Genomic DNA, 17,009 nt, shown 5'->3' with positions numbered 1-17,009 from the left:
CGACGGGCGCCCGAGTCGCCGCCGCAGTGGATTAGAGTTCCGGAACTTCAGCCGTTTTTCTTCCAGCGCTTCGGCCACTTCACGTTCATCAGGAGCAGCCCCAGCAGGAGCGAATCAACGGTCATGATTGCGGCCATGAGATAGGCCCACCCGGCCATCATGGCTCGACCGCCGACCGGCGGCCTGAAGTGCGCGTACGTACCAGAATGCCCATGACGATCTCCTGACGTGGATCCCCCAGTCACTCGATAGTCCACTTAGTGTGCCACCGCGCCGGACTGGGCGGAACCGCGGCGCCGTCCGGCTCAAGCTTTCCCCAAGTTGACGGACACATCGCTCAATTTATGCAACACCGTTTCGTTCATTGCAACTATTGTTGTGCGATCCGGCTGGGTGCCCGCGGCGCTGTCTTGGTGCCTCATCCAGATTGATCCGCGTAAGAGAAATCACAAAAAGCATTGACTGTGTCATGCGTCACGCCTAATCTGGTGCAACAGCGTTGCACTGATTGCAACTCCCAAAACTCTTTGGTGGACACATGAGTAACGAAAATTTCTCCCCGTCGACACTTGCGGGGTCGAGCAGACCAGAGTCGAATAGCGGGCATGGCAGTACTTCCTCCGGACAGGCCACGGTGAGCGGCCGGGCGGCCCCGGGCGGGCACGATCCCGCAGTCAGCAAGGAAACCCGACGGCGGGTGGTCGCCGCAAGTTTCATCGGAAACTTCGTCGAATGGTTCGACTACGCCGTCTACGGCTACCTGGCCGCAACCATCGCCGCGGTCTTCTTCCCCGAGTCCAATCCCCAGACCGCGCTTCTGCTGACTTTCGCCCTCTTCGCCATCTCGTTCCTGGTGCGGCCGCTCGGCGGCTTTGTTTGGGGCCACATCGGTGACCGGGTGGGGCGCCGGACCGCGCTTTCCCTGTCAATCCTGATCATGTCCGGAGCGACCTTCTGCATCGCCCTCATCCCGGGGTACAACTCCATCGGCATCTGGGCGCCGATCCTTCTCCTGGTGGTGCGCGTCGTCCAGGGCTTCTCCGCCTCGGGTGAATACGCCGGCGCGTCCGCCTTCCTGGTGGAGTATGCCCCGGCCAACAAGCGCGGCCTCTACGCAGCGGTGGTTCCGGCCAGCACGGCCGCGGGCCTGCTGCTGGGTTCCCTGCTCGCGGGCCTTTTGACCATCCTGCTCACCGCCGAGGCGATGCAGAGCTGGGGGTGGCGCCTGCCGTTCCTGCTCGCCGCCCCGATGGGCCTGATCGGACGCTACATCCGCACCAAGCTCGAAGACACCCCGGTGTTCCGCGAACTGGCAGAGGAGGATCATGCCATCAAGGCCCCGGTATCCAGCCTCTTCCGGAACCACTGGCGGTTGCTGCTGAAGGCCGTCGGAGCAGTGCTGCTCAACGCCGTCGGGTTCTACGTGATCCTCAGTTACATGCCGACCTACCTGTCCTCGGAACTGGGACTCGGCGCTGCCGAATCTTTCCTGGCCACCACCATCGCACTCGTGACGTACATCGGGTTCATCTTCCTGACCGGAATGCTCTCGGACCGCTACGGCCGCAAAAAGGTCCTCATTGCCGCCTCCTTGAGCTTCATCGTGCTGACCGTGCCGGCCTTCGCCCTGCTGGGCACCGGGAACTTCCTGGTGATCGTCCTGGTCCAGATCCTGCTGGGCGGCATGCTCACGCTCAATGACGGCACGCTTCCGAGCTTCCTGGCGGAAATGTTCCCCACCCGCGTCCGCTACAGCGGCTTCGCCGTCAGTTTCAATCTCTCCAACGCGCTCTTCGGCGGCACCGCGCCGTTCATGGCGACCCTCCTGATCGCCGCGACGGCCAATGCCCTGGCGCCTGCCTGGTACCTCGCCGGCGCCGCGGTCATCTCCCTGATCGCCGTAGCGCTCTCCCGGGAAACCAGTAAAGAACCGCTGCGCCACGAGTAGTCCCGGCCGACGCCCACATTTTCCCTCCTAAGAAATCAAACCGCAGAAAGGCACCACCATCATGACCATCGCAACGTCCAACAACGCTTCGTCCATCGCCGAACTGGAGCGACTGAAAGTCCTGCACAACGGGCAGAAGGAAGAGCTGACCTTTTCCAACGCCGAATTTGAGCGCCGGCTCGGCGGACTGCGCCGCATCATGGCCGATAAGGACCTGGACGCCGTCGTCCTGACCAGCTACCACTCCATTAAGTACTACTCCGACTTCCTCTTTACCTACTTCGGCCGGTCCTACGCCATGGTGGTCACCAAGGACGACACCGTGACCGTCACGGCCAACATCGACGCCGGCATGCCGTGGCGGCGCAGCTATGGCGACAACGTGGTGTACACGGACTGGCGCCGGGACAACTACATCTTCGCCATCCAGGAGGCGCTGCGCACCCGCGGCATCAACCCCCGCCGGCTCGGCGTCGAAGACGATTCGCTCCCGCTGGATAACCGCAACAAGATCCAGGCGGCCTTCGCGGGAGCCACCCTGGTGGACGTCGCCCAGGCGGCGATGCGCCAGCGGATGATCAAGTCGGCCGAAGAGATCGAGGTGATCAAGCACGGGGCCCGCATCGGTGACCTGGGCGGCGAAGCCATCCGCAACGCCATCACCGCCGGCATCACCGAATATGAGGTCGCCCTGATCGGCACCGAAGCCATGGTCCACGAAATCGCGCGGACGTTCCCGGACTCGGAAATCCGTGACACCTGGGTGTGGTTCCAGTCCGGCATCAACACCGACGGCGCCCACAACTGGGCCACCACGCGCAAGATCCAGGAACACGACATCCTGTCCCTGAACTGCTTCCCCATGACCTCCGGCTACTACACCGCGCTGGAGCGCACATTGTTCTTCGGCGAACCCGACGCCCGCTCCCTTGAGCTGTGGAACATCAACGTGGAAGTCCACAAGCGCGGCCTCGAGCTCATCAAGCCCGGAGCTGTCTGCAAGGACATCGCCGCCGAGCTGAACGAGATCTACGTCAGCCACGGACTTCTCGCCAACCGGACGTTCGGCTACGGACACTCCTTCGGCGTCCTGAGCCACTACTACGGCCGCGAAGCCGGACTGGAACTCCGCGAGGACATCGACACCGTGCTCGAGCCCGGCATGGTGGTCTCCATGGAACCCATGATCACCGTCCTGGACGGCCAGCCCGGCGCAGGCGGCTACCGTGAGCACGACATCCTGGTGGTCGGCGAAGACGGAGCCGAGAACATCACGAAGTTCCCGTTCGGCCCCCCACGTCCACCGTGGCGCCGCTTTTGGGCCCTCATGCGGAATGATGGTAGACACCATGACCCCAGCAGAATCTCCCGGGACCACCGGAAACGGCGACACCAAGGGCACCTCCGTCATCGTCAACGCCATCGCCGTGCTGCGAACCTTCACGGCGGACGAACCGTTGCTCGGAGTCACCGAGATCGCCAACCGGGTGGGCCTGCACAAGAGCACGGTTTCCCGGATCCTGGCCACGTTCGAACAGGAACACCTGGTGGAACGTGATCCGGAAACCCGCCGCTTCCGGCTGGGGCTGGGACTGATCGCCGTCGCCGGGCCGTTGCTGGCCGAACTGGAAGAACGGCGGGTGGCGTATCCCGTCCTGCGTGAACTCACCGAACAGACCGGCGAAACCAGCGCCCTCATGGTGTGGAACGGCGCAGAGTCAATGTGCGTGGAGCAGATCGCCAGCCACCACCAGATCAAGCACACCACCCCGCTGGGAGCCCGGTACACCGACGCCATGAGCGCCTCCGTGCAGGTCTTCCTGGCCGCAGCGCCCGTCGAACGCGTCCGTGTGCTCCTGCGCAGCGGGGCGATCAGCTACCCGGGACTCGATGATGCGGGCCTGGATGGCTACCAGATCAAGCTCAAGGACGTGACGGCCCGGGGCTGGGCCATCAACTACGGCGAATCCTCCATCGATGAAGTGGGCGTCGCCGCTCCCGTCCACGACCACCGCGGCGACATCGTGGCGGCCGTCCTGATCTCGGCGCCCCGGTTCCGCGTCTCACGCGAGGCTCTGCAGAGCCTGGGCGAAGCGTGCGCCGCTGCGGCCGACAAAATCACCAGCCGGCTGGGCGGGCGCGCGTCCAGCAACGGCTAGCGCGGCCCGCGCCCGGACTAAGGCGCCGAGCGCACGTCAGCTGAGCCGGGCCAGCCGCGCGGCCAAATGCAACGCTGCGAGCCGGCCCGTCCGCCGGGGGTCGCCGCCGCACAGCTCGAAGATCCGCTGCAGCCGTTGATGCATCGATTGCCGCTCCACGTGCAGTTCCCTCGCCGCCTGGGCCGTGTTGCAGCCGGAATCCAGCCACACGGCCAGGGTGCCAAGCAGCCGGGAATTGCGTTGCGCATCATAATCCAAGAGAGCCCCCAGCTGCTGGCGCACGAAGTTCCGCCGTTGGCCAGGGTCCAGGCTTCCCACGGCAAGGCGTTCGACGGCGAATGCCTCGCAATCGATCACGGGACTGTGCGGACCTTGGGTTCCCGTATGTGGTTGCCCCAGCGCGCCCGCCAATTCCAGGGTCAGCCTGGCCTCCGACAAGGACCAGGGGGCTTCCGAAATCCCGACGGCCACCGGGCCGACGGCAACCAGCGTGTCTGACGGGGCCGGTAGCGCCCGCAGGCCAGCCAGAAGTGCGTCCCTGCTGTCCAGCGGACTATCGCCCGGGAGGACCACCACCGCCAGCAGCTCGGCATTATCGACATAGGTTGCGCTGGGCTGCGCCCGCCGGGCCAAGAGCTGCTCCACAGAAGCGCGGAGGTGTTGGAGCATGCCGGAGCGGACCATGATGGCCACGATTGTGGCACCCGGCGGAATCCCGGCCGCGGAAGCCAATTGCTGGAGCCGCCAGGCCTGGCTGCCGGAATCAATCGCGCGAAGCAGGGCCGCCCCGGCGACTTCCTTGAGCCCGGGGGACATTCGCTGCAGCAACGCCAGGGCCAGGATGTCGACAGAACGATTTCCGGCCGTCCGGGCCAGGTTCTGGTCCTCGTCCGCCGGGACCCGCAGCAACAGCTGAGCCGCAAGGATGCCGCGGATCGGCACGTCGATGTGAATCAGGCGTGCCTGCTCCTGCGGCCCACCGGTGGAGGCATCGTGGTCGGCGGCCTCGGCCCGCCCCGGGCTTGCGCTGGCCAGGGTCGCGCCGGCTATGGACGTCAGCGTCACCTCGGCATTGATGATGCCGGCCAGCACGGCGAGGATCCGGTCCAGGCCGCCGCCGTGCGCCAGTTCGACAGCCATCGCGTGACTGGCCTCATCGGCCCGCCGCAATTGGGACACCGAGTCACTGACCAGCATCGAATTAATGGCCTGCGTGACTCCGACGAACGGCACCACCCCGCGAAGTTCGATCAGCGGAAGGCCGGCTGCTTCGGCGGCCGCCACCATTGAGGACGGCAGGGACGGCAGGGCGGACCCGGTTTCGATAGCTACGGCGGCAACGCCCCGCTCCGCCAGTTGGCGGATGTAGTTGACCTGCCGCTCCTCCGAGGCGAGGGCCAGGGCTTCTCCGCCCGTCAGCAGAAGTTCCCCGCCGGCCAGCAGGGGCGCGATATCAATGATTTCACTGGAGTGGATCCACCGCAGCTGCGCCCGGGCGGCGGCCCTGGCCGCGGCGCGGACAATGGGGTCGGCGGCCGCCATGGCCGGATGGTTCAGGACGTCTTGAAGAAGGATGGACATTACACTCCGTCGCGTTGCTCTGGGTATATTTAGACACATTGTATATAGTCGCATGTGGCCCACGACACATAATCTTGAGGAATCCCACACATCCTCGGAGGCTCCACATGCGTCAAAAATCCCCAGCGGCCCCTGCCGGCACCGCGCCGGAAGCGAGCGTAGACCACGAAGCGTGGCTCCAGCCCATCCCCGAATCACAACGGACCCGCAAGGTCTCCGGCCAGTTCTGGATCTGGGCCGGCGCCAATCTCGCCCCGATCAACTGGGTGCTCGGAGCGCTCGGCATCCAGCTTGGCCTGGGATTCGCGGACACCGTCACGGTTCTTGTCCTCGGAAACCTGATCGGGATGCTGCTCTTCGGCTGCTTCGTCCTGCTGGGCCAAAAGACCGGAGCGACCGGCATGGTGCTGGCCCGCGCCGCCTTCGGCCGGCGCGGCAACTACCTGCCCGCCGGCATCCAGGCTCTCCTGGTGATCGGCTGGTGTGCGGTCAACACCTGGATCATCCTGGATCTGGTCATGGCGCTGTTCGGAACGCTCGGCTGGGTTGACCCGGAGGCCAAGAACTACGCCTGGAAGATTGGCATCGCCACCTTCATCATGGCTGTACAGGTAGCCATCGCCTGGTTCGGCTATAAAGCCATCGCCGCCTTCGAGAAGTGGACCGTGCCGCCCACCATCATCATCTTGACCGTGATGTCGGCAGTGGCCTGGTTCGGCATGAAGATCAACTGGACCTACGCCGGCCCGGCGGGCCACATCCTGGAAGGCTCGGAACGCATCGCCGCGATGAGCGCGGTCATGACGGCCATCGGCATCGGCTGGGGCATCACCTGGTTCACCTACGCTGCGGATTACTCCCGCTTTGTCAGCACCACGGTGCCCAAGCGCAAGGTTTACCTCGCGTCGGTGCTGGGCCAGTTCATCCCGGTCGTCTGGCTGGGCATCCTGGGGGCCAGCCTGGCGACCAACACGGGTGAAATTGATCCCGGCAAACTCATCGTCCAGAACTTCGGCGCGCTGGCCCTTCCTGTGCTGCTCATGGTGCTGCACGGCCCGATCGCGACCAACATCTTGAACATCTACACCTTTTCCGTCGCCACGCAGGCCCTGGACATCTCCATCAGCCGGCGCAAGTTGAACCTGTTCGTCGGCGTCTTCTCCCTCGCGGCCGTGATCTTCTTCATCTTCCAGGAGGATTTCGCCTCCGTGCTGGACGCCTGGCTGATTGGGCTGGTCGCCTGGGTGGCTGCCTGGGGCGGAGTCATGCTGGTCCATTACTTCTGGATCGAGAAGCGCTGGCCCGGCGACCCGTCCCGGCTCTTTGACGCCGTTGGCACCAAACGCCTGCCGGGCGTGAATCCGGCCGGTGTCGCTTCACTGCTCATCGGCATCTTCGCCACCTGGCTGTTCATGTACGGACTGGTGCCGGCCATGCAGGGCCCCATCGCCGTCGCCCTGGGCGGGTGGGATCTGTCCTGGCTCGCCGGGGGACTGGCCAGCGCCGCGGCTTACGCCGTCCTCGGTCCGCGGTTCCACAGGAAGTTCCTGGATGTCCCCACCCCCAGCGAACAGACAGATTCACCTGAGGCAACCGGCCTTCCGGTCACATCAACCACGCCCGCCGCCCTCTAGCAGGAGATCAACCCCGTGAACTTCCCCGCTTTCGCCGACACCGCCCATCCCATCACCTGGCCCGAAGGCAATCGTGCCGCGGCGTCCTTCACCTTCGACGTCGACGCCGAATCCTGCACCATCGCCCATGACCCGCAGAGCACCAGGCGCATGTCCCTCATGACGCACCAGTCCTACGGGCCCAAGGTCGCCGTCCCGCGGATCCTGCAGATCCTTGAGCGCCAGCAGATCCAGGCGACGTTCTTCGTCCCGGGATTCACCGCCGAATGCTACCCGGACGTGGTCCGCCGGATAGCCGACGGCGGCCACGAGATTGCACACCACGGGTACCTGCACGAACCCATGCAAGGCATCGACGCCGCCACGGAGGCGCGGTACCTGGACCGGGGCCTGGATGCCCTGGCCAAGGCCGCCGGCGTCCGGCCGACCGGCTACCGGGCACCATGGTGGGAGCTCAACTGGCATTCCCCCGCCCTCCTTGCCGACCGCGGGTTCCTGTATGACTCAAGCCTGCTCGACGGCGACGCGCCGTACCGTTTCAGCGTTGCCGAGGCAGACCCCCGCGATCTCGTGGAAATCCCCGTCGACTGGGCCCTGGACGACTGGGAGCAGTATGCCTTCTACCCGGGCGTCACCGGAAGCGGCGTCATCGAAAGCCCGGCCAAGGTCCTCGAAATGTGGACGCTGGAGGCCGAAGCCCACCACGCTGCCGGGAGCTGCTTCGTCCTGACCAACCACCCCTTCATTTCCGGCCGGCCGTCCAAGGCCGTGGCCCTGGAACAGCTGATGGACCGGGTCAAGTCGATGGACGGCATGTGGGTCACCACCATGGAGAAGATCGCGCAGCACACGCGCGACTCCGTCGAAGAGATCCACACCCACGCGCGCATTGCCGTGCCCGGATTCCCGGACACCGGTGCACAGTTCACGCCGGCCGACGTGCGGCAGCCCCAAGGAGCCACGGCGCGGCGCAGGGCCGGAATCTAGGGCACAAATCCGGCCCTGGCAAGCACAGGTCCCCGGCGCGGCCCCTCGTCAGAGGGTGGCTGGGCCGGGGACCTTCCTGCGGGGCGGCCCGGAGCCGGCGGCGAAGCTGGTGTTTAGCCGGTCTTGGCCATCGCGTAGGCCACGGTGCCGTAGGCCAGGGCGCCGGACATTTCGGTGAGCAGTTCCGGGTTGGTGTTGGCGATCGTGTCGCACGCCTCGTGGTAGCAGGGATCGAGGTCCTTGCCGGCCACCCCGCCGTAGGCCTGGGCCTGGGCCTGGGTCTTCCTCTTCTCATCGCCGGTGAACAGCCCGCCGCCGGGAATGCCGGCCGAGAGGAAGGCGTCGTAGTCCGAGCCGCCGTCAAAGGGCGTGGTCTCGGCCGGCAGCGCGTTCTCCTGGAAATAGCGGAAGAAGACGTCCTCTATCGCCTTGGACCCGGCCGGGCCGGCATGGCCGAAGTCCGTGCCGTCCCCGTCATGGACCGAGCGGACCCCGTTGGGCGAGGCCACCATGTCCACGTTCAGGTTCGCCGCGGTCTGGCCGATCTCGGCCGGGCTGAGTTCGTCGACGTAGTGCTGGGACCCGTACAGCCCGTCCTCCTCGCCGCCCCAGAACGCGAACCGGACCCGGTTAACCGGCGTGATCCCGGCCTCCTTCATCCACCGCGCGGTCTCCAGGACCGCCGCGACCCCGCTGCCGTTGTCATCAATGCCCGGGCCCTCCTGCACGGAGTCCAGATGCGCGCCCACCACCACGGTGTGCCCGGCACTGCCCCCGGTGTCGGCCAGGATGTTAAAGGACTCCACCGTCTTGCCGCGCCGGCCGTCCTCTTTGAACGTGAAGCTCTGCCGCACCGGCGAGTACCCGGCCGCGCGCAGCTGTTCCTCGACGTAGCGGGCCGACTCCTCATACCCCGAGGTCCCCGAGGCCCGGTTCCCGCCGTTGGCATCCGCCACCCGCTGCAGCGCCTGCAGGTGCCCCACCATGTCCCGGGACTTGAACGCCGCCAGCACCGCACGCGCATCCACCGTGCTCGCCGGGGTCAGCTGCGGAACCGCAGCACTCGGACTGGCAGACTCGGCGGGTGCGGCGGATTGGCTCGTGCCGCCGCCTGATTTGCCCGTGGCGCCACCTGAGGGTGTGCCGGATGGTGTGCCACCGGACGGAATGCCGGCCGACGGGATGTCAGCCGCGACCCCGGAGGTACAGGCCGACGTCGAGAGCAGGACCAGGGCGAGGAGCGAGGGAAATACGTGCTTGCGGAGAGTGATCATGCCGGGAGCCCATCACTAGTCGGTACAAGTTCGCTTGCTCCGGCTCGATCGGTCAGGACGCTCGCCACTGACGCTCCAGTAAGACGCGGCCCGCAGACAGGCTCTGCGGCGCCCCCTCCCGTGGCGGCCCTAACTGGCGGGGGTGGCCGTTAAGCGAGCAGTCCCTCCACATCCGCCGCTTTCGGGTACGCCGTTTGCGTCCCCTTCCTGGTCGCTGCCAAGGCCGCGGCAACGGACGCGAAGGCGGCAGCGGCCGGAAGTGAATCGCCGGCGGCAAGGCGCGCAGCCACGGCCCCGGTGAATGCATCGCCTGCGCCGGTGGTGTCCTTGGCGTCGACCCTGGTGGGTTCAATGCGGGTGATGCGGCCCTCGGCGCCGGCTCCGGAGTCCAGGACGACGGAGCCGTTCGCCCCCAAAGTGACCACAACGCGGTGCAGTCCGCGATCGGCGAACTTGTCCCGGACCGGCGCCCACGCCGCGGCGTCAGCCCCGGCGTCGGGCACGGCGGCGCCGCCCAGGAACAGCGACGCCTCATGCGCGTTCACCAGCAGGATGTCGCAGAGTGCGGCCAAGCTCGCCGGGATCTCGGCGTAGGGCGACAGGTTGAGCAGAACTGTCGCCCCGGCGTCGTGGCCCAAGCGGGCCGCGGCCTCAACGGTGTCCAGACCGACCTCGAGGCACAGGCACATCACGGACGCGCCCTCGAACAATTCGGCGGAAGCGGCAACATCCCCGGGCGCCAGTGTGCCGTTGGCTCCGGCCGAGATGATGATGTTGTTCTCACCGTGGGCGTCGACGGAAATGACGGCGACGCCGGTCGCAGCATCAGGCGTGCGGCGGACGCGGGAAATGTCCACCCCGGCCCCGGCGGTGGAGGCCAGAAGCATGGTCCCGTTGGTGTCGTCGCCCACCGCACCGATCAGCACGACCCGGCTTCCGAGTTTGGCCGCCGCGACCGCCTGGTTGGCGCTCTTGCCGCCGGGATTGACCGCAAAGCCATTCCCGTGCACCGTTTCGCCGGGGAGGGGGAGCCTGTCGCAGTAGATGGTCAGGTCCGCATTCAGTGAACCGACGACGACGATCCGGCCAGAGTCCGGGCGGGTCATTTCGCCTCAGCTTCCAAGGGCTTGGGAATCAGGAGTGAAGCGGCGAAAGCCGCCACGGTGATGATCAGGCCCACCGTGATCGCGGTCAAGTAGGATGCCTGGGCATCGCCCAGTGCAGAAGAGGCCACCAGCGCTGCCGGCAGGACCAGGAAGCTCAGGCCGGCGCCCAGGTTGAACGCGCCGGCGTTCATGCCGGGGAGAAAGCCGGGGTTGCCAGCTGGGGAGAGGACAACGCCAAGGCCGTTCAGCATGATGTTGACCGTACCCGCGTACATGATGCCCAGCAACGCTGTTCCGGCAATCATCATGGGCAGGCTGCTGAGGCCGAAGAAGGCGATGATCGCCAGGGCCACGACGCTGCCGGCCATGCCGATCCGCAAAACTTTGGTGTAGCCGAAAACCGGGGCCAAACGGCCGCTGATGGGTCCGACAACCCAGCCCAGGAGGGCGTAGGGAGTCAGGATGATGAGTGACATTTCGGTCGGTCCCACGCCGAAGCCGGGAGCCGTGGCCTGCACGTAGGCGGGAACGATCCCGTTGATGACCGCGAAGACGCCGGTCATGGTCAGGATTGTGGTCAGCAACGGCGCCCAAGTGGAGCGCTGGCGCAGGTGGGCGGTCTCCACCATGGGCTGCCGGGAGCGCTTTTCCACCGTCCAGAACCCGAAGAAGGCGATCACTGCAACGGCGATGAGGGCAGTCGCCAGTGCGAGGGTGCCGGGGGAGAATCCGCTGACCAGTTTGGAGGCCTCGTTGAGGGCTGTGAGCAGGGCGCCGACCGCGATCACGATGAAGAAGACGCCGGGCCAGTCCATCTTGGTGCCCACCGCCGGCTTGCTCTCACCGGCCAGAACGGCGACCAGGCCCGCCGCCACGACGGCCAGCACCACCATGAGCCAGAAGATGCTGCGGAATCCGTAATGCTCGGCGAAGTAACCGCCGACAAAGGAGTCGACGCCGGCAACCCCGCCGTTGACGGCGGTGATGAGGCCCATGAGGGCACCGTACTTCCGCGGGTCACTGACGGCGGAGCGCAGCATGATCAGGCACAGCGGGACCGTGGGGCCGCTGACGCCCTGGATGATGCGTCCGACGAAGAGCCAGGTGATATCGGGAGCCATGGCCGCGATCACCGAGCCGACAGCCATCATCAACATCATGCCCAGCAGGATCTTCTTGCGCCCCACAATGTCGCTCAGGCGCGGCAGGAAGAGGGAAAACAGTGCTGCCGCGGTGAAGAACCAGGTCTGGGACAGGCCGATCACGGCCTGATCGGTGTGGAGTTCGTTGCCCATCGTGACCAGGGCGGGGCTGAGCATCGACGCGTTGAGCTGGAAGGCAATGCAGGCCGTCAACAGGGCCGCCGTGAGTGCAGCGACGCTTCGTCCCGTTGTCTTGGATTCGTAAGTCAGAGTGCTCATGAGTTGGCTCCGTTTCCTGCGCCGATGCTGACGGCGGCGGACGGGTCCACGTCGCCGATGCGCACCAGGGCGTCTGTGACGAGGTTCCAGAACTTCGCGTGATCGAGGTCCACAGCAACAGACGTGTGGCAGTCCTCCGGTGCCGGGGCGCGGAAATCGGCGACGGTCATGCCGAGCGTCAGTTGGCCCTGCAGTTCGATGTTCACGGGGACTTTGCGGGTGGTCATCACCGTGGGATCGATGACGTAGGCCACCGCGCAGGGGTCGTGGACGGGCGGGTAATCGAAGCCCTGGGCGTCCTTGTACGTCTTGGTGAAGAACTCCATCAGCTCCAGCACGAACTGGGCGGGCTTGGTACCCACGGCGGCGATTTTTTCCACGACTTCGGGGGTCGCGAGGGCCTGGTGCGTGAGGTCCAAGCCCACCATGACCACCGGCCACGGCTCGTTGAACACAATATGTGCGGCCTCGGGGTCGATGATGATGTTGAATTCGGAAACGGCGCTCCAGTTGCCTACGTGGTACCCGCCGCCCATGAGCACAACTTCTTTCACGCGCTCCACGATGCGCGGCTCCTTGCGGGCCGCCATGGCAATGTTGGTCAGTCCTGCCGTGGGCACCAGCGTCACAGTGCCAGGCTCGTGCGCCATAACAGTGTCGATGATGAGGTCGACGGCGTGGCGCGGGTCCAGTTCGATGCTGGATTCGGGCTGGGCGGGGCCGTCCATGCCGCTCTCACCGTGGATGTCGGGGGCGGTTTCGATGCTGCGGACCAAGGGCCGATCGCAGCCGGCGGCGAAGGGGACGCCGGTGATGCCGGCAATCGTGCCCACCGACAGGGCGTTGCGGGTGACCCTTTCGAGGGTCTGGTTGCCGACGACCGTTGTGACCGCGAGCAGCTCAATGTACGGATTGCCGTGAGCCAGCAGCATGGCCACGGCGTCGTCATGGCCTGGGTCGCAGTCCAGGATGATCTTCCTGCGTTCCGGTTTCAGGGTGATGGGATCCACGTAAATATCTCCACGTCGTTGGGGGTCCGCCGGGGCGGTGCGATAAAGCGTTCAGAGTGAGTTTGGCACTGTCAAGCGTCAAGCGTCAAGCGCTTAACGTAAGTGACGTCAAGCGCTTGATGTCTTGCGGCAGGTGCGATGCGTCACTCCCGGCTACGATCGAGGTATGGAATCCGGCGAACAAGTACACGAGCTTCGGGGGCGCACCCCGCGCGTCACTGCGGCGATGGTGGCCGCGCGGGCCGGGGTCTCCACCGCAACGGTCTCCCTTGTGGCCAACGGAAAGACCCAGGGGCGGGTCTCGGAGGACAACATTTCGCGGGTCCGGGAAGCCATTGCGGAACTCGGCTATGTGGTGGACAGTATTGGCAGTTCGCTAGCCAAGGGCATCAGTTCGATCGTCATTCTCGTGGCGCCGGACATCTCCAACCCTTTCTTCGCCAACGTCATTGCAGGTGTCCGCGGCGCGCTCGGCGCCGAATACCAGCTGCTGCTCTCCGTCACGGACGCCGGGGAGTTCCCGCGCGTCGACGACGTCCGCAGGCTCCTGGCTTTGCGGCCGGCCGGGCTGCTCGTAGATGCGCCCAGCGCGGAGTTCCTGGAGGATCTTTCCGTCGCTGGGCCTCTCGTTCTGCTGGACGCCCCCGGCTTGGAGTCCTTTGCCCCCTCGGTGAATCTCGACGTCGGACACGGCGCCCGCCTGCTGGCCCGGCACCTGGCGGACGCCGGACACAAACAAGCGGCGTACATGGACAGTGTGACCGGCACGGCGACCTTCGATATCCGGCGGGCGGCATTCCTAGAGGAGTCCGCGGCGCTGGGCATCACCGTGGCCACGGACCATGTCATCGGCACCACCATTGACGTCGGCGCCGCCGCCGGCGCGTTCGCCGCGGCGTGGCCGGATTGGCAGCGGGACGGTGTCACCGCCGTCGTCTGCGCCACCGATACCCATGCCTACGGCGTGCTGCAGGAAGCCAGGGTGGCCGGCGTCCGCATTCCGCAGGAACTGGCCGTGGCAGGCTTCGATGACCTGCCCTATTCGGCCACGTCCAACCCGGGCCTGACCAGCGTCCACCTTCCGGGCGACGCCCTCGGGGCCAGGGCCGGCGAACAGCTCCGCAGGGTCATGGAGGGCAAGGGCTTGGAACAGCACCAGCTGATCCTCCAGGGTTCACTGATGGTCCGCGGTTCCACGGAACCGGCCAGCACCTAGAAAACCGGATTGAGCCCACCCACGAACATCTCACCCGAGGAGTTGTCAGCATGACCAACGCAGACGCCCTGACCATCCACAATGCCCGGATCTTTGACGGACATTCGCCCGAGCTGGCGAGCGGATCCATCCTGTTCCGGGACGGGATCATCCAGGAGACCGGCGACGTCATCCCCGAAGGTGAGGTGATCGACGCCGGCGGCCGCGTCGTGTTGCCAGGGCTCATCGATGCCCACTTTCACGCGTACGCCGTGGGCTTGGGCGGCCTTGAGGTTGAGCGCTCGCTCCTGAGCTACACCGCACTGGTGGGGGCGCGCCGCTTGGGCGCCGCCGTGCGGCGGGGATTCACGACCGTCCGCGATGTGGCCGGCGGGGACAGCGGGCTGGCCCGCGCCATCCGCAGCGGCCTGGTCACGGCTCCGAGATACTACTACACGGGTCCGGCCCTCAGCCAAACCGGTGGCCATGGCGATCCCCGGTCCGCGGATCTGGATGTCTGCTTCGATCACGGTCACATGTGCGCCGTGGTGGACGGGGTGGACAACCTGCGCCGGGCAGTTCGTGATCGGTTCCGCACGGGAAGCCACGCCATCAAGATCATGACTTCCGGAGGCGTGGTCTCCCTGACAGATCCCATCCGGCTGCCGCAGTATTCAGCGGAAGAAGTCCGGGCGGTGGTGGACGAGGCCACCCGGCGCAAGAGTTACGTGGCGGCCCATGCGTATTCACCCGAGGCAATCAGGCATTCCGTGGAAAACGGGGTACGTTCCATAGAACACGGGAACCTCTTGGACCGGGACACGGCGCAGATGATGGCCGAGCACGGGAGCTTCCTCGTGCCGACGCTTGCCGCCTACGACGCCATGAGCCGAAGGGGAGCTGCAATGGGCCTGAACCCCGTTTCCCAGGCCAAGAACGCCGAGGTGCTTGAGGCCGGCAAAATTGCTGTGGAACTGGCCCTGCAGGCCGGAGTCAAGGTGGGCTTCGGATCCGACCTGATGGGGGACCTTGAGGATGATCAGCTTGTCGGCATTCGGCTGCAGATCGAGGCGGCAGGTGTCTTGGAGACGCTGAGATCCCTTACCTCAGTAAACGCAGAGCTCCTTCAGGACCCAAGCATCGGGAGCATCGGCGCTGGAATGGCGGGCGATGCCGTGATTCTGGACGGCGACCCCTTTGTGGACCCGGCAGTTCTCTGGGACCACAACAGGTCGAGGACTGTTATCCACGACGGGCGCATCATTCGGTGACCCTGGAGATGCCCGGGCGGGCTCAGGAGGGCCGGCGTTAGGGGAGCTCGCGGGGCAGAAATCTCGTTGTTTCTTAAAGCAATACAACTGTTGACTAGTGAGCAACTTCACAGTTACAGTTGCGAAACCGAAAAGCCGCCGGAAGGCGGACTCGAGATTTCCAGGTGGAATGGATGGCGCGCGCGAACCGCGGCTGTCGCTTCTCCTTCTCTCTTCACTTCTTCTCCTTCACTGCGCCACACGCAATCACACGCACCGCACCCCGCTACGCCCGCAATCCTGCACGCCCTCTTTTGGCGTGCCCGCGTCCATGAGAGGCACTTCCCCCATGACAGCATTCCGTTCCACTCCCTTTGACCGCAGGCAGCTCCTCAAAGCGGCAGCGCTGACGCCATTTGCGGGTCTGGCGCTCTCCGGCTGCGCGGCGAAGCCCGCCGAAAGTGCCGCTGCCAACAAGACGGTGACCGTCACGTCCTATGGTGGCTCGTACAACGACCAGCTGACCCAGACAATCCTGGACCCGTTCTCCAAGCAGTCGGGGATCCAGACGACGCTGCTGGCCAACACCTCCCTGGCCGCGCTGAAGGCCCAGGTCCAGTCCGGCGACGTGCAGTGGGACCTCGTGGAAATCACGGCGCCGGAGTATGAGGTGGCCGTGGCCGAGGGGCTGTTAGAGAAGTTCGACTACGACATCATCAGCGACAAGGGCCTGCCCGGATACGCGAAGGCTGAATACGGCATCAAGTACCTGAGCTTCCTGTTTGTCATGGCGTGGGACCAGAAGGTCATTTCCGACGCGCAGGCCCCGAAAGACTGGGCCCAATTCTTCGACCAGGGCAAGTACAACACCAAGCGCTCGGTGTACAACCAGCTCTCCGACAGCTCCGTCCTGGAAGCCGCGCTGCTGGCCGACGGTGTCCCGTTCGACAAGATCTACCCGCTCGACGTCGACCGGGCCCTGAGGGTTCTGGGCCAGCACCCGGGAAAGGACCGGCTGCTGTACCACGCCGCCAACCAGGAGCCCATCCAGCAGCTCACTTCCGGCGAGGTCTCACTCTCCACCAGCTTCAACAACCGCATTAACGCAGCCCGCAACGACGGCGCGAAACTGAACTTCTCCGCCGAAAACGCCGTCCTTGCCGGCGACTACTTCGTGGTTCCGAAGGGCGCCAAGAACAAGGAAGCGGCCTTCAAGCTGATGAACTTCATGTCCAACGACGCCGAGGCCGGCGCGGCGTTCGACAAGGTCACCAACCTGACCCTGGCCAACACCCCGGCGCTGTCCAAGCTGCCGAAGGAAATCGCCGACACGCTTCCCACCAGCCCCCGGCTCGCGGACAAGATCCTGGTCCGCGACGACAAGTGGTGGTCGCAGAACCTGAAGAAGACCGAGCAGCAGTTCAAGCTCTGGCAGGCCAGCTGA

General features: G+C 65.6%; 12 protein-coding genes and 1 pseudogene. 8 read left to right on the top strand and 5 right to left on the bottom strand.

Annotation, left to right across the window (positions count from 1 at the left end):
* The first annotated feature begins 538 nt into the window (after positions 1–538).
* The 3 genes and pseudogenes from AC1D0A_RS07690 (at position 539) to AC1D0A_RS07680 (ending at position 4,107) form a co-directional block, all read left to right on the top strand.
* Positions 539–1,948, top strand: coding sequence for an MFS transporter (locus AC1D0A_RS07690; protein ID WP_476945493.1), 1,410 nt, complete (start codon positions 539–541; stop codon positions 1,946–1,948).
* Between the two features lie 61 nt (positions 1,949–2,009).
* A pseudogene (locus tag AC1D0A_RS07685) lies at positions 2,010–3,242 on the top strand (aminopeptidase P family protein); the annotation flags it as partial.
* A 43-nt stretch (positions 3,243–3,285) separates the two neighbouring features.
* Positions 3,286–4,107, top strand: coding sequence for an IclR family transcriptional regulator (locus tag AC1D0A_RS07680; RefSeq protein ID WP_028275926.1), 822 nt, complete (start codon positions 3,286–3,288; stop codon positions 4,105–4,107).
* A 36-nt stretch (positions 4,108–4,143) separates the two neighbouring features.
* On the opposite strand, the gene AC1D0A_RS07675 is transcribed toward AC1D0A_RS07680, so the two are convergent.
* The gene (locus AC1D0A_RS07675; protein WP_476945492.1) at positions 4,144–5,688 is read right to left on the bottom strand and encodes a PucR family transcriptional regulator; all 1,545 of its coding nucleotides are present in this window, start codon (positions 5,686–5,688) and stop codon (positions 4,144–4,146) included.
* A 107-nt stretch (positions 5,689–5,795) separates the two neighbouring features.
* Between AC1D0A_RS07675 and AC1D0A_RS07670 the strand changes: the two genes are divergently transcribed.
* Positions 5,796–7,322, top strand: coding sequence for a purine-cytosine permease family protein (locus AC1D0A_RS07670; RefSeq protein ID WP_476945491.1), 1,527 nt, complete (start codon positions 5,796–5,798; stop codon positions 7,320–7,322).
* A gap of 15 nt (positions 7,323–7,337) precedes the next feature.
* On the top strand, positions 7,338–8,309 hold the full coding sequence (locus tag AC1D0A_RS07665) for a polysaccharide deacetylase family protein (RefSeq protein WP_243178255.1): 972 nt from the start codon (positions 7,338–7,340) through the stop codon (positions 8,307–8,309).
* A 113-nt stretch (positions 8,310–8,422) separates the two neighbouring features.
* Here AC1D0A_RS07665 and AC1D0A_RS07660 read toward each other — a convergent pair whose 3' ends face one another.
* The 4 genes from AC1D0A_RS07660 to uriH form a co-directional block, all read right to left on the bottom strand.
* Positions 8,423–9,583: a M20/M25/M40 family metallo-hydrolase gene (locus tag AC1D0A_RS07660; RefSeq protein WP_243178256.1), complete on the bottom strand. Its 1,161-nt coding sequence runs from the start codon at positions 9,581–9,583 to the stop codon at positions 8,423–8,425.
* A 149-nt stretch (positions 9,584–9,732) separates the two neighbouring features.
* Positions 9,733–10,689, bottom strand: a complete 957-nt coding sequence (locus tag AC1D0A_RS07655; RefSeq protein WP_243178257.1) for a ribokinase — start codon at positions 10,687–10,689, stop codon at positions 9,733–9,735.
* Entirely contained in the window at positions 10,686–12,110 is a 1,425-nt protein-coding gene (gene uriT / locus AC1D0A_RS07650) for a uridine transporter UriT (protein WP_243178258.1), read from the bottom strand. Before uriT ends, AC1D0A_RS07655 begins: the two co-directional genes overlap by 4 nt.
* Positions 12,107–13,120, bottom strand: coding sequence for a uridine-preferring nucleoside hydrolase UriH (gene uriH, locus AC1D0A_RS07645; protein WP_243178259.1), 1,014 nt, complete (start codon positions 13,118–13,120; stop codon positions 12,107–12,109). The genes uriT and uriH overlap by 4 nt, the downstream gene beginning before the upstream one ends.
* 166 nt (positions 13,121–13,286) lie before the next feature.
* Between uriH and AC1D0A_RS07640 the strand changes: the two genes are divergently transcribed.
* The 3 genes from AC1D0A_RS07640 (at position 13,287) to AC1D0A_RS07630 (ending at position 17,009) form a co-directional block, all read left to right on the top strand.
* Entirely contained in the window at positions 13,287–14,336 is a 1,050-nt protein-coding gene (locus tag AC1D0A_RS07640; protein WP_243178260.1) for a LacI family DNA-binding transcriptional regulator, read from the top strand.
* 50 nt (positions 14,337–14,386) lie between these two features.
* Positions 14,387–15,586: a metal-dependent hydrolase family protein gene (locus tag AC1D0A_RS07635; protein WP_476945490.1), complete on the top strand. Its 1,200-nt coding sequence runs from the start codon at positions 14,387–14,389 to the stop codon at positions 15,584–15,586.
* Positions 15,587–15,914: 328 nt separating this feature from the next.
* Entirely contained in the window at positions 15,915–17,009 is a 1,095-nt protein-coding gene (locus AC1D0A_RS07630; protein WP_018775012.1) for an extracellular solute-binding protein, read from the top strand.

The sequence above is a fragment of the Arthrobacter sp. P1_D4 genome (genome assembly GCF_056406115.1).
Note: the sequence above shows the minus strand (reverse complement) of the source record. Positions and strands in the feature narration are given on the sequence as shown.